General features: G+C 47.4%; 9 protein-coding genes and 1 tRNA gene. 8 read left to right on the top strand and 2 right to left on the bottom strand.

Features of this window, described 5'->3' with window-relative positions; genetic code table 11:
- The first annotated feature begins 16 nt into the window (after positions 1-16).
- The 4 genes from treY to S7335_RS18370 all read left to right on the top strand — a co-directional run bounded on the left by treY (position 17) and on the right by S7335_RS18370 (position 9,365).
- Positions 17-2,833 carry a malto-oligosyltrehalose synthase gene (gene treY, locus S7335_RS18385; RefSeq protein WP_006456737.1) on the top strand — a complete coding sequence of 939 codons (2,817 nt, stop codon included), beginning with the start codon at positions 17-19 and terminating at the stop codon, positions 2,831-2,833.
- A gap of 253 nt (positions 2,834-3,086) precedes the next feature.
- Complete coding sequence (locus S7335_RS18380) at positions 3,087-4,709, top strand: trehalase family glycosidase (RefSeq protein WP_006455058.1); 1,623 nt, start codon at positions 3,087-3,089, stop codon at positions 4,707-4,709.
- 37 nt (positions 4,710-4,746) lie between these two features.
- On the top strand, positions 4,747-8,124 hold the full coding sequence (locus S7335_RS26200) for a PAS domain S-box protein (protein WP_006455358.1): 3,378 nt from the start codon (positions 4,747-4,749) through the stop codon (positions 8,122-8,124).
- Positions 8,125-8,282: 158 nt separating this feature from the next.
- On the top strand, positions 8,283-9,365 hold the full coding sequence (locus S7335_RS18370) for an AI-2E family transporter (RefSeq protein ID WP_006454785.1): 1,083 nt from the start codon (positions 8,283-8,285) through the stop codon (positions 9,363-9,365).
- 111 nt (positions 9,366-9,476) lie between these two features.
- Here the strand turns inward: S7335_RS18370 and S7335_RS18365 are convergent.
- A tRNA-Gly gene (locus S7335_RS18365) sits at positions 9,477-9,547 on the bottom strand.
- A gap of 361 nt (positions 9,548-9,908) precedes the next feature.
- Here S7335_RS18365 and S7335_RS18360 point away from each other — a divergent pair.
- Positions 9,909-10,472 (top strand): GNAT family N-acetyltransferase, encoded by a 564-nt coding sequence (locus tag S7335_RS18360; RefSeq protein ID WP_006453587.1) that lies wholly within the window; start codon positions 9,909-9,911, stop codon positions 10,470-10,472.
- A 434-nt stretch (positions 10,473-10,906) separates the two neighbouring features.
- Positions 10,907-11,548 (top strand): hypothetical protein, encoded by a 642-nt coding sequence (locus S7335_RS18355; RefSeq protein WP_006456282.1) that lies wholly within the window; start codon positions 10,907-10,909, stop codon positions 11,546-11,548.
- A gap of 140 nt (positions 11,549-11,688) precedes the next feature.
- Here S7335_RS18355 and S7335_RS18350 read toward each other — a convergent pair whose 3' ends face one another.
- Entirely contained in the window at positions 11,689-12,882 is a 1,194-nt protein-coding gene (locus tag S7335_RS18350) for a histidinol-phosphate transaminase (protein WP_006456099.1), read from the bottom strand.
- 99 nt (positions 12,883-12,981) lie between these two features.
- Here S7335_RS18350 and leuB point away from each other — a divergent pair, with 99 nt between their 5' ends.
- Entirely contained in the window at positions 12,982-14,079 is a 1,098-nt protein-coding gene (gene leuB, locus S7335_RS18345) for a 3-isopropylmalate dehydrogenase (protein ID WP_006456971.1), read from the top strand.
- A gap of 239 nt (positions 14,080-14,318) precedes the next feature.
- Positions 14,319-14,591 carry a hypothetical protein gene (locus S7335_RS18340; protein ID WP_006455442.1) on the top strand — a complete coding sequence of 91 codons (273 nt, stop codon included), beginning with the start codon at positions 14,319-14,321 and terminating at the stop codon, positions 14,589-14,591.
- The last annotated feature ends 43 nt before the right edge of the window (positions 14,592-14,634 follow it).

Genomic DNA, 14,634 nt, shown 5'->3' with positions numbered 1-14,634 from the left:
GATTCCTTTAACTGCTATGCGTATTCCTGTTGCGACCTACCGTACTCAATTCACGCCTAGCTTTGGTTTTTATCAGGCTAGGGAGATTGTTGACTATCTCGACCGCTTGGGTATTTCTGATATTTATGCTTCGCCTATCTTTACAGCGAGAACTGGTAGTCAACACGGCTATGACGTGGTTGATCCTAATCAGCTCAACCCTGAACTTGGTGGGATAGAAGAGTTCGATACTTTGGTTGAGACCTTACATGAACGAGGGATGGGCTGGTTGCAGGATATCGTGCCTAACCATATGGCTTATGACCGTCAGAACCACTATTTGATGGATGTGCTCGAATACGGTCCTGACTCTGAGTACGTTGACTACTTTGATATCGAATGGGAGCACTCCTACGAAGATATTCAAGGTAAGGTACTCGCTCCTATGCTAGGAGACTTTTATGATCGGTGCTTGGAAAGAGGAGAAATTCAGCTGAGCTATGGAGAGGACGGTCTGCGGATTAATTATTACGCACTGAGCTTTCCGATTCGGGTAGATTCTTATGAGCCTTTTTTGAGCAATGAGCTGTCGTGGCTACGGCGGCAGATGGGACCACAAGAGCCTGACTACATCAAGCTAATTGGGATCTTGAATACGGTAAAAGAAACGCTGCCTGCGATGACAGGCTCGGCAAGGAAAGATCAGTGCGCGTTTGTTAAGCATGTGCTGTGGGAGCTATATAACTCGAGTAAAGAGATTAAAACTTTCATCGATCAAAATATAGAAGTGTTCAATGGTCAGGTCGGTAAGCCTAAGAGTTTTGATCTATTAGATCGGCTGCTGTTGGCGCAATACTATCGACTTTCTTTTTGGAAGGTGGGCGCAGAAGAGCTGAACTACCGACGATTCTTTACGGTAAACGAGCTGATCTGTTTGAAGGTCGATAATCCGAAGGTGTTTGACCAGACTCACGGACTCATTAGAGATTTGGTCAAAGATGGGAAATTCGATGGGCTAAGAATTGATCATATTGATGGGTTATATGATCCGTTGACCTATCTAGAAAGGCTCGAAGAGAAAATGGGCGGTGTCTATACCGTAATTGAAAAGATTCTAGAACCAGGAGAGAAACTACCCACTCATTGGCCAATTCAAGGCACTTCTGGATACGAATTTCTGACGTACGCAAATCGACTGTTTTGCTGTCAGAAGAATCGAAGCGACTTTACCCGATTTTATCAACAATTTACCGGGATACGCAGTGGCTATCACAGTCTGGTTTTAGAAAAGAAAAGACTGATTGCTGATACGAACTTAGTTGGAGATATTGATAACTTAGCTCGTTTTTTGAAGAAGGTTGCTAGCCAATATCGATATGGACGCGATTTGACAGCCAATGGTTTGAAAACGGCTATTCTAGAGGTGCTAGTGTGCTTTCCTATTTACTGCACGTATATTAACCAGAAAGGAAGCAGTGAGCGGGATCTTCAGTATATTCAATCGGCGATTGTTCAAGCTAGAAAGCGCATCCCTCAATTGCGTAACGAGCTAGAGCTGATTGAGAAGTTTTTGCTCTTGCAGTACGAGGATTCTTTGCCTTCTGAAGAGAGGGCGCAGTGGCTACATTTTGTGATGCGCTTGCAGCAATTCACCGGGCCGCTGATGGCTAAGGGGTTAGAAGATACGCTGTTCTATGTATATAACCGATTTATCGGTCTAAACGAAGTCGGTGGCTCGCCAGAGAATTTCGGTATCTCGCTGGCGGATTTCCATCAATATAACCAGTATCAGCAAGAGCACTGGCCGCAAACGCTAAATGCGACTTCTACGCACGATACTAAAAGAAGTGAGGATGTGCGATCGCGGCTAAGTGTTTTGTCTGAACTGCCTGACGAATGGGAAGAGCAAGTCAAACTGTGGAGTCAGCTCAATGCTGAGAAAAAGCCGACTAGCAGCGATCAACCTGTTCCAGATAGTAATGACGAGTATTTTTTATACCAGACTCTAGTCGGTGTCTACCCATTTGACGAGGCAGAGCTGAGCGAACTTAGAGAAAGGATGAAGGAGTATGTCGTCAAGGCTGTACGGGAAGCCAAAGTCCACACCAATTGGCTAAGACCGGATGAAGACTATGAAGCGGGCTATGCCAGCTTTGTCGAGACTCTGCTGACGCCTAGCAAGGATAATACTTTCTTAGCCAAGCTACAGGTCTTTCAGTCCAAAGTTGCAGCCTATGGCATTTATAACTCTCTCTCACAGCTGCTAATCAAGCTAACGGCTCCGGGTATTCCTGACTTTTACCAAGGCAGCGAGCTATGGGATCTAAGCTTGGTCGATCCAGATAACCGCCGCCCTGTGGACTATTCAAAACGGATGAGTGCTTTAGAAGATGTTCGAGCTAAGTGGGAGAAGCAGCCTGGCGCACTGATGAAGGAGCTGCTAAAGACTAGGCAAGATGGGCGAATTAAGCTGTTTTTGACCTTTAGAGGGTTAGCGGCGCGAAACTATTTTCGCAATGTGTTTAGAAGCGGCGCCTATATTCCTTTGAAGGTGACAGGTGAGCATGCCGAAAATGTAATTGCCTATGCGCGTCACCAAGGTGAGCATACGCTAGTGGTGGTAGTGCCTCGCTTTTTGACGAGTTTGATTGAGCCAGACGCTTTGCCCTGTGGGGAAGCGCTATGGGGGGAGACAAGTATCGAGCTGCCAAATGGAGCGAGCGCTGATTGGAAAGACTGGTTAAGCGATCGCACTATGGTAATAGAGAATTCTGTGCTAGTAGGAAGACTGCTAGAGCGTTTTCCAGTCGCGCTACTTGCTAGTGAGAATCACAGCTTTGTAGTTGCTCAGTAGGTCCGTTTCCTTCGGTCTTAGCGATGTTTATTAAAGACAGTTAAGCTGGCGGTTTTTCTGATATTGATATTACAGTGTTTATAGCTAGTTTGAGTGTCTGTGCTCAGCATGAGGATGAGTCCTATTTTCTGGGCGAACTCTAGATCAATCTAGCTACCCAAATTGAGTCAGCCAGCCAGATCGGTCTAGATCGATCTGGCTGGCTGAACCGAAGCTGACGCTGACTTCAAAAGTTCCACTATCTTTTACGCCCGTGAAACCAGACGCCGTTGTTAATTCTTCTCAGCTGTCAAGTGCTTCATCGTCAGTAGACTCATCTGCTGATTTGGAGAGTGCTGCTAATAGCACTTCTACTTGTAAGAGTAGCTATCCGACTGCTGAGCAGATCGCAGCTGTCAGAAAATATATCAACCGAACTTGGAGAACTTTGCGGCGTGGACACGATCATATTCTCACGGCGGCGAGGGACTCTAAAGTAGAACATGAGTCGGGACGGTCCTGGCCTGTGTATATCTCTGCTAAAGAAGATCCTGAAGCAGTGGCTGATACGCTACGGCGAACCATGTCGGCTGAATTTAGCCGAATTCGCATAGAGACACTGCCTGAGCAGGGTGAAATTGAGGATCACGGTCTGTTGTATCTACCAGGGGATTATATTGTTCCAGGTGGACGGTTTAACGAGCTTTATGGTTGGGATAGCTATTTCATTTTGCTGGGCCTGCTGCAAGACAATCAGCTAGAAATGGCAAAAAGTTTGACCGATCAGCTGCTGTATCAGGTGGTTCACTATGGCACTGTGCTCAATGCTAACCGGACTTACTTTTTAGGGCGATCGCAGCCACCTTTGTTGGCCAATATGGTGCTTAAAATCTACGCTAGAACGCAAGATGCTGACTGGCTAAGATCTACGTTGCCTACCCTGATTGAGTACTACGACTACTGGATGGTTGAGCCCCATCTTGATAAAGAAAGCGGACTCTCTAGGTTCTATGCATCCGGTGAGGGCCCTGCGCCTGAAGTCATTGTTTCTGAAGTGGATGAAGAGGGAAGGACGCATTTTGATCGGATTCGAGAATTTTACAAGCACGAATCGATCGAAGATTACGACGTCTCGTTGTTTTATAACGAGCAAGCAGATAAGCTGACGGATCTGTTTTTCAAAGGCGATCGCTCAATGCGTGAGTCTGGTTTTGATCCCACGAATCGCTTCGGTCCTTTTAGTGTTGATATCGTTCACTATCTGCCAGTGTGTCTGAATGTCTTGCTCCATATGATGGAACAAGACATTGCTGAGGTCTACCGGGCGCTTTCTAAGATCGAAAAGGCAGACTACGCCGTCGAGATTAAAGGTTGGCAGCACAAGGCGCTGCTGCGAGAGCAGAGTATCAACAAATACCTATGGGATGAGTCGGAGGGGTTGTACCTTGATTACTATCTGACCACAGGTGAAAGACACTACTACGAATTTGCTACGACCTTTTACCCACTGTGGGCAGGGGTCGCTTCTAAGGAACAAGCGGCAGCCGTTGTAGAACATCTAGTCAAATTTGAGGCCCCCGGCGGCGTACGCACTAGCACTCAGACATCTGGAAATCAATGGGATGATCCCTTCGGTTGGGCGCCGCTGCAGCTGATTGCCGTCAAGGGTCTGGGGCGATATGGCTATCATGAGGAAGCAAAGCGGTTAGCAAAGCGCTTTATTACATTGGTGGTTGATGATTTTGAGCGCAGCGGCAGCTTGCTGGAGAAGTACGATCTAGAAACCTGCTCGGGTGAAGTTTCTGATGAAATCCAGTATGGCTATAGCAGTAATGAGATTGGCTTTGGTTGGACAAACGGCGTTGTATTAGAGCTGCTGGCAATACTAGAGCAATGACCTAGAATAGGGTTTAACTCCAGTAATTTCATAGAAGATGAAGACTGAGCGGACACTATCACCTGAGACGATGTTCGCCGATGGTGGCGAGCTAAGTGAACTGGTGCGCTCACATGATTGGGCCGCTACACCTTTAGGCCCCATCGAGACATGGTCTCAGCCGCTGCGAACGATGGTTGGTGTGCTACTAGCAGCTAGTGAGCCGATGTTCATCCTCTGGGGATCTGAGCTGACGATGCTATACAACGATAGCTATCGCTCTACCTTAGGTCAGGCTCAGCATCCGCAGGCCTTAGGGGCCGCTGGGATGCAGTTTTGGTATTTTCTAGAGCCGATGGTTTCACGGGTGATGATGCAGGGTCAGGCTGCTGCCATCAGTCAATTACAGCAGTTTATTCCCCACGAGTCTTGGCAGGAAGAATGCTATTACTCTTTTTGCTGTAGCCCGATTTATGACGAGTTGGGTCTCAGCGTTGGCGTATTATGTTTGTGCCATGAGACAACCGACCAAGTCATTAGCAGTCGCAGACTACAAACGCTGCGATCGCTTCACGCTCTGCCTTCTCCGATCAAGAATGTTGAGGCCGCTGGCTATCAGGCGCTGAACGTTCTTTCGAAAAATCCCTACGATATTCCTTTTGCCCTGCTGTATCTAGTTGAGAATGACACCTTACGATTGGTTGACTCAGTCGGTGTCGATGCAGATATGGTGGCGAACCCTTTAATAGAAAATCTGATAGCGGCAAGGGTTAGCGAAGTACTCAACGACGAATCACAAGGCGAATCACCGTATAGTGCAAAGTATAGTGCACAGACAAGTCGGTCACTAGCGCAGGCATTTTTAGGTGCTTGCAAGGACAGTCAAAAAGTGGTGATTGAGGATCTTGAGTATTTTGATGTCCTACTGCCAAAAGCGCTGACGGATACCTGGAACAATCTGGTTTCGAGAGCCGTATTGAAGCCGCTGCTTCTACCTGAGGATTCGCAGACAGTCGGCATGCTAGTAGTTGGCGTTAGTCCTACAAAGGCTTTTGACCAGGATTATCAGGGCTTTATTGATCTGGTGGTAGATTATGTCGATCGAACCATCGTGCAAGCGGCGATACAGACTGAGAAGCGAACTCAGATAGCCAGCTTGATCCGACAGAAGCGGGCTGCAAAAGAGGCTCGGCGACAGTTAAAACTGGCGCTGGCGACAGGTAGGATCGGTACGTGGGAAATCGATCTCAAGACGCAAACACTGACTGCTTCTAATCAGCATAAATACAACTATGGTTTGCCAGCAGAGGCTGATCTTACGTATGAGATAGTGCAATCGCGTATTCATCCTAGCGACTGTGATCGAGTCACTGCCGCTTATCAAGCGACGATAAGTCAGGGTATTGGCTTCGATGAAGAATATCGACTAGTTTGGGCTGATGGCAGCATACACTGGCTGATCTCTAGAGCTGAGCGAGTTTGTGATGAGACTGGTGAAGCTGACCGTTTGATTGGTGTTTCGATTGATGTTACTGAGCGAAAGCAAGCAGAGCAAGCGGCTAAGGTGGGTGGACAGCGCTTTAGGGACGTTGCTGAATCGAATCTATTTGGTGTTGTCTTTGGAACGCTCTCAGGTGAATTGAGCTATGCCAACGACTATGTTTTGGATCTATTAGGATATCGTGCTCATGAACTGGCCTCTCATCAGGTGAGGTGGGATCAGATAACGCCCGCTGAATTTGCCCTGGCCGACCAAGCTGCCATCAATCAGCTAAGAGAAACGGGGACTTGCGAACCCTATGAAAAGGCCTTCCGTCACAAGGATGGCAGTAAGGTACCTGTTCTCGTCGCTGCAACCTTGCTTCAGCAAGTCGCTGATCAAAGTCAGGAGGTGATGGCATTTATCTTAGATCTGACTAGATTGAAGCAAGTGACCGAAGAGCGCGATCGCTTCTTTAGGCTTTCACCTGATATGCATGCTGTTGGTAACTTTGAGGGCTACTTCACCCAAGTCAATCCTGCTTGGGTGAAGGTCTTAGGCTACACGTCTAGTGAGCTAACTGCGCAGCCTTACCTCTTCTTTATTCATCCTGATGACCGTGAGATGACGGCTGCTATAGCGGCTAATTTAACCGCTAGCGAGGATCCTATTGAGTTTGAAAATCGCTATCGCTGCAAGGATGGGAGCTATCGGTGGTTGTTGTGGAAGGTAACAGCCCTCATAGCCGAAGGTCGATTCTACGCGGTAGCAAGAGACATCACTACTCGAAAACAGGTAGCGCTTGAAAGGGAGGCGGCTCGCGAAGCCGCTGAGCGCGCCAATCGGATCAAAGATGAGTTCCTAGCAGTCGTTTCTCATGAGCTGCGATCGCCGCTAAATCCTATACTTGGCTGGTCTCAGCTGCTTAAACGTGGAACACTCGATGAAAAAAGAACAAAGTTAGCGCTAGCTTCGATTGAACGTAACGCGCAGCTTCAGGTCCAGCTAATTGGTGATCTGCTTGATATCTCTCGGATATTACGAAACAAGCTTATCCTTGATAAGGCTCCGGTTGATCTAGAGAGTATTATCTTTGCTGCGTTAGAAACGGTAAAACAGGCCACAGCGGAAAAGTCTATTCACATAGAAACAACAATCACACCTTGTACTGTAGTAGGCGATGCCGTACGGCTACAGCAAGTAGTGTGGAATCTGCTATCGAATGCGGTTAAGTTTACGCCTCGCGACGGGTCTATTACAGTTACAGTCACCGCTGATGTTTCAGAGGTAGTGATCGAAGTGAGCGATACGGGGAAGGGAATTGCCGCCGACTTTTTACCCTTTGTATTTGAACACTTTCGTCAAGAAAACTACTCGACTACTCGCAAGTTTGGTGGTTTAGGGTTGGGTTTGGCTATTGTTAGGCAGATTGTAGATCTACACGATGGCACTGTCGCGGTTCGCAGTCCTGGGGAAAACCAGGGGACAACATTCAGTGTTTGCTTGCCGCGGGCGATGACTGTTGACGGTGCGATTATTGAAAAGCCCGCAGTCGCCAAAGGTGACCTAAGCGGTCTATGCATTTTAGTCGTAGACGACGAGGATGACTCTAAAGAGATTACTACTTTTACGTTGGAATCGGCAGGAGCTACTGTGGTTGCGGTCTCTTCTGGATATGATGCGCTAGCTGTGGTAGCTCAGGCTCCGCCGGATATCATCATTAGCGATATCGGTATGCCTGAGATGGACGGATATATGCTAATGCAACAAATTAGAGCATTAGCTATCGGACAAGATGACCAAGTGAAGGCGATCGCGTTATCTGCTTACGCTACAGAAAATGATGAAATGCGGATCTTGGAGGTAGGCTTTCAACAGCATTTAACTAAACCAGTTGCCCCTGCTAGGCTAGTTGAAGCTGTCATTAATTTACTAAACCCCAAGCAACAGGAATAAATGAAGCTAGTAGTCAGTCTATTGCTCCAGCCTATTGCTCTAGGTCGGCTTGACTCCTCTTGAGCTACTGTAGCAAGATCCTTCGTTAGAGACTGGTTGTTACAGGCTCTTATGAAGTATCAAAGGATTCGTACAGCTTCACAGACAAGGGACAACAGTTGACTAAACTGCTCGATAAACTACCTCGGTGGCTAGTGTGGGAACTTGCCATTCCGCTTACTATCTTCAATCTGTGGCTACTGTTTAAAGGCGTTCAATACTTTCATTCGCTTTTGAGTATTTTTGTAGTAGCTGCTTTGCTTGCGTTCTTGCTAGATTATCTAGTCAGTCTTATTCAAAAAACAGGCTGTGCTCGAAGCTACAGCGTCTTGATCATTGTTCTACTAGCACTATCCCTGATAGTGCTTATTTCGATGACAGTAGTTCCGACTCTTCTCGATCAGCTAACCGAACTAACCACTCAGCTGCCCGGCTGGCTAGCCTCTGGCAGCCAGCAGCTAGAACTACTTGATACTGAAATTGACAAGTTAGAATCAGCTGACAACATTGATATTAGCGATTTGACCAATCAGCTTACTGACCTACTACCCGTGGAATTAAAGCTGCTGCCCGGTCAGCTGGTTAGCTTTTTGTTGGGCTTTACTGACAAGCTGTTCGACATCGTTCTGACAACAGTTTTGACGTTGTACTTATTGCTATATGGCAAACCATTTTGGCAAGGCCTTTATAAGTGGCTACCGAATGATTTAGGTGAGCAACTAAGCGCCGCACTGAGTGTACAGTTTGAAAACTACTTTTTCGGTCAGGCGGTGATTGCGGCGTTGATGGGGGTTACGTTAGCGCTAGTTTTTTACATACTACAAGTGCCTTTTTGGCTAGTTTCTGGACTAGGTATTGGTGTTTGTGTGTTTATTCCATTTGGCGATTGGTTAGGAATGGCAACTGTCAGCCTGCTAGTCGGCATAGGCGATCCATTGTTAGGTACCGAAGTACTCGCAGCTTGCATTATTACCGATCAGGTCATAGATAATGTATTTACGCCTCGGATCTTGGGCGATGCGGTAGGTCTCAATCCGGTGTGGGTGCTACTATCATTGCTAGTTGGGGCACAAGTAGATGGGCTACTGGGAGCAGTGATAGCAGTCCCCTTAGCTGCTACTTTCAAGCAGATTGTAGATAGCTTTGGAATAGCTGATCTAGAAGTTGATAGTCTAAAGAATATAGAACTGTCGACTAAATAGCGAGATTCAATGTCGTGAGATTCAATTTGAAGTTCTCTACCCCTACTCTAGATGGAAAATCTTAGAGCGAGGATACTACCTTCGAAGAGTTGGGTCACTGTATAAGTACAAAGCGGGTAGGGGGAATCGAACCCCCATCATTAGCTTGGAAGGCTAAGGTTTTACCACTAAACTACACCCGCAGCTGGTGTTATTCGTATATTAGCTTAGATACGATATCACGGTTTTGGGCCAGTGCCTACGAGCATATAGCACAAACGTATAGCCAGTTAGTTAGTCTACGTCAATGGTGTCCGTCACAATGGGAACTAGTAAACTGAGATCGCATGTAGATTCCATAGACACAGATTCCACAGAAGACGTAATGTATTGCACTAGTTGTGCGCATGATGAACTCGGTGCATCAAATACCCAAGACTTGCCTACGTCTGACGATGCAGTAAATACCTATATCTGTGCTACGTCTAAGGTATAGTGCCTATCCACTTCTTGACTATATTTTTAGGTAAATACAGAATTTCCAAGGTCAATACAGAGCCTACAATGACCTCTCCTTACCGACAGCAGCCCTTTCGCATTCGCTCTGCCTATCAAAAAGACCTGACGCAGATTGTCGTAGTTCTGCTCTCTAGCTTTTATCCGCAGGCGCAAGCGACTCAGTGGCTGTATTGGATTATGCGTTTGGGTATCAAAGAGGATATCAAGACCCGGCTTAAAACACCTGCTAGCCAATATGCATGTCTTGTTGCCACTGCTGTTGATGTAACGTCAGCTCAGTCAGGTAAAATAGTAGGTACTGCCGAAATTTCTCAGCGCCCCTGCGAGGCTTGGCGACTGCTGCCACCGAAAAGAGCCTATATTTCTAACTTAGCGACTGAGCCTGCGTATCGCCGTCAAGGTGTAGCTCAGCAGCTTTTACACACAAGCGAGAAAATCGCTTTTAACTGGGGCTTTCACCAGGTATATCTACATGTGATGGCAGATAACTCAGCTGCGAGAGCGCTCTATGAGCGGGCTGGCTATCGACAGTGCGGTGTGGACAATCCTATTATGTCTAGCTTGGGACTTAGACCAGAACGACTGTTGCTGTCCAAAAAGGTTTTTTGACAGATATCTTTTCTAATTCTAAGTAGTCCATAATCTGGGTAGTCTAGAAGTAGATCATTAATTGGTAAATTACCTTGGTAAATCTGCCAAATAGTTCAGATCCTATTGCATCTATCAAGAGGATTAAATCGGTGAATGTTCTGAAGGCTTTGAAACATTATTAGAATCCTTAAGAAATTCTGAAGTGGATGGAACCTTTCTAGGCTCTTGTGATGCTCGTGACTAGCTTAGTGAAGGTTCAAAGCTGTACTAAAAAGCAGTGCAAGCGTTTTATGTACAGTATGTGAAGTACGGAGGTTACTGTCATAAAGAATGAATAAAAGCCACCTGTTCATTCTCAATTTGTTGAAGATTTGTATCACATTAATAGGAAGCCTATTCTCATAGGTTGGTCTTAGATTTTTCTTCAAGGGGTTCAATCAGCCGAAACAAGTGTGAAATCTCTATCAAACGACGCGCTAGTACCTGGTAACGAAAATGCCAACGCCCGTGCTGAGGTTTATAAACAGGTGACTCCAAACAAGGTGAACCCTGTTCCTCGCTCTGATATGACCAACGCTTTAAAACACTCAGGTATGAAGCTAGAGGCTGTTAAGCAGGGCATCAATAAGGGAAACTGGCAATTCTTTGGGGCAGCGGTGAATCAAGAACTCAAAGTTGACGATGTAGTGAAAAAGATAGGTAGTGGGCAGCTTTGGGTTGTTAATAGTCGTCGTCGGAACGGGTTAATTGTGCTGCGTAAGTTTCATGCAGAGTTTGCGGGTCCAGGAGCTGCGGTTGGCGGTCTAATCGACGATGATGTTGTTGATGTAATTCCGATTGGTAATCTTTCACTGTTAGCCCCTGATTCTCATGAAGATCATCAGAATGCAATCAAGATTCGGCTACAGTGGATTCGCCTGACGCAGAATTTTACAGACCAGCCGGAGCCAGCTGATAGAGCTCGCATGATTCTAGAGCAGTTTAAAACCTACTTCGATCAAGCGACGGTAGATTTAGTTTCCGATGATGCGTTTGCAATGCTAGTTGGTGTACTCCCGCAGACGGTTCACCGCGTTCGCTCTGAGTTTGTCTGATGATAAGTTTCGACTTTGCTTGGCCGCCGAATTTTGGCTTTGCTCGTTCAATACTATGCCTATTCAATACCAAACAGGGCCATAACAAGACCATGGGATTCTGAAACTTCCCTAGAGCGTGATAAGAAGCCGCCTCTTGCTTAGTCGCTAAGTATTTTCTTAAAATTCACTATTGTTCGCTGATTTTCTGCAGCGGTACCGATGCTGATGCGCAGTCCGCTGCCCGTGTGTCGAATAAGGGTTCCTTGTGCACGAAGCATTTGGAAGATTTTTGTGAGCCCCTCTTCTTGAGAGATGACCTTTAAGCTGGCAAGGCCATGGTCGCTTAGCCGAGCATAGACAAAGTTCCCCTTGCTCGGCCAAACCTGCAAACAGGAATGCTTGCCTAAAACAGATAGCAGTTCTTGGCGTTCACTGAGCAGCGCCGGAATCTGTTCTAGCAGCATATCGCTGTGAGCCAGTGCAGCTGTGGCGGCTAGCTGCGAAAAGCTAGGAAGGTTGTACGGCAATCTCAACTTTTCTAGAGCTGTAATGATATTAGGGTGGGCAATGCCGTAGCCAACACGGTGAGCCGCTAGGCGAAAGGCTTTGGATAAGGTTCGCAGCACAATCCAGTTGGGGCGGCTAAGGGCATCTAATAGAGTAGTTTGTTCACTGAACTCAAAGTAGGCTTCATCAACGACCACAAGGATATCTTTTGGTAACTGTCTAAGCCAGCTGAGTTCACGGTCGGTCAGAGCGTTGCCGGTGGGTGAATTCGGATGCACCATGAAAACAACTCGAATGGGCGCTGTTTGAGTTGAGTCTTGCGACTGCTCTAGGAGTTGATTTGAGGTCTGCTTTGGCGCAGAACGATCGATGATGGACTGAGCAGTAGGAATGTCAAGCTCGAAGTTGCTTTGGCGCTCTGTGCTGTGTACGGCGATGCCAAGCGTCCTAGCTAGGATTGCGTACATAGAAAAGGTGGGTGTGGCCACTAAAATAGAACCGCTGTTGCCTAGGCAGGTAGCCAATAGGATAGATCGAATAAGTTCGTCGGAGCCATTGCCTAAGGTGACGTGACCGAGTGAGATGGCCTTTGGATCGATACTGCTTGAAGCAGCGGCATATTTGAGGACAGCCTGTTTTAGCGCTGAGTGTGTGCCGTCCGGATAGCGGTTGGCGGCGATCGCCTGCTGATATTTTTCGGCTAATACCTTTTTTATCTCAATGGGTAGATCGATTGGGCTTTCGTTAGTATCTAACGGATCGACAGGTGCTACCGAAGCTAGTTCATCCGATAGGTGCGACTGATACGCCGCAAGCTGAGCTAAATCAGCACGTAGAAAAGACATATCGCTTAAACGCCAACCTTTGACTATTCAATACCAGTGCATTCTACAGCACCTCTGAATCGGGTATTATGGCACCCGTCCCTCACACCCGTGCTAGTCATGACAGATTCTACAGCCCACTCTTATCGGATTACTCTCCTGCCTGGAGATGGTATCGGCCCAGAGATCATGGCTGTAGCAGTGAGCGTCTTGAAGCAAATCGGAGAGCAGGAGGCAATTGAGTTTGAATTTACGGAAATGCCCATTGGTGGGACAGCCATCGATACAACTGGTGTTCCTTTGCCAGAGGAAACGCTGAGCACCTGTCGTCAAAGTGACGCTGTTCTACTTGCCTCGATCGGGGGCTACAAATGGGATAACTTGGCGCGATCGCAGCGTCCGGAAACTGGATTGCTAGGCCTTAGAGCTGGACTAGGCCTGTTCGCTAATTTGCGCCCAGCAACGATTTTGCCGCAACTACTTCAGGCATCTTCGCTGAAGCCAGAAGTAGTCGAAGGGGTTGATATTATGGTGGTTCGCGAGCTGACAGGCGGTGTTTACTTTGGTCAGCCTAAAGGCATCTTTGAGACAGAAGATGGCGATCAGCGTGGGGTGAGTACGATGGCCTATACCGGCAAAGAGATTGATCGGATCGGCCGGGTGGCATTTGAGATTGCACGAAAGCGATCGCGACGGCTGTGTTCTGTAGACAAAGCGAATGTGCTGGAGGTGTCGCAGCTTTGGCGCGATCGCATCACTGCGCTTGGCGAAAGCTACAAAGACGTTGAGCTGTCCCATCTATACGTCGATAATGCCGCCATGCAGCTTGTCCGTGCGCCCAAACAGTTTGACACGATCGTTACTGGTAATCTATTCGGCGATATTCTTTCTGATGCGGCTGCGATGCTCACTGGCAGTATTGGTATGCTACCTTCGGCTAGCTTAGGGGAAGGTGGCCCTGGCGTCTATGAACCGGTGCATGGATCGGCTCCCGATATCGCCGGGCAGGACCAGGCTAACCCGCTGGCCCAAGTGCTTAGCGTGGCGATGATGCTTCGCTACGGACTAGACCAACCTACTGCTGCAGATCGAATAGAGCAAGCTGTGCTGGCGGTGTTGGATCAAGGCTATCGGACTGGTGACATTATGTCTGAAGGAATGAAAGCGGTCGGCTGCAAAGCAATGGGAGAGGCACTGCAAACAGCTCTTTCAGAATAGAGAATCCTTTGATGGGATTTTTTGGAAAAGCTTGACAAACAGCTTAAAATGAACGGCCTGTAGTAGACTTGAGCCAAATTGGGTGATACGTGGTGGTGATACGAGGTTCACCTACCAAAGCGAGATAGAAGCAAACGAGATAGAAGCAAAATAGAGCTTAGACCAAGACTGGCTAGGGCAGACCATGCCCTTTGATCGCTCAAAAGCAGCTGTAAATTAGGCACCGTAAGGAGCACTTTATGCCGACTATGACTACTCAAAGGCTAATCAATGGCGCCGATCGCCTTGCCTTTGGAGGTGATTCTGTCGTTTTGAACCCAGCGTTGGTTAAGGCTGCTCGACAGATTTACCATACCTTCTGCGAAGTGCATCCAGAAATTATCCAGAGACCCATTGGCGTTGCTATTTGCCGATTAAATCACCGTGGAACAGTTGTCTTTAGCGATCGGCCTGTCCTACTACCACAGGAGTGCCTTATCCCCCTTAGCCAACTCGAACCTGATGTAGCTTAAGTTATTGGTCATAGCAATGGCTAGCCTAAACGGAAGCCAATTA

Source organism: Synechococcus sp. PCC 7335, from assembly GCF_000155595.1.
Classification (GTDB): domain Bacteria; phylum Cyanobacteriota; class Cyanobacteriia; order Phormidesmidales; family Phormidesmidaceae; genus Phormidesmis.
This window is presented reverse-complemented; position numbering and strand designations above follow the sequence as displayed.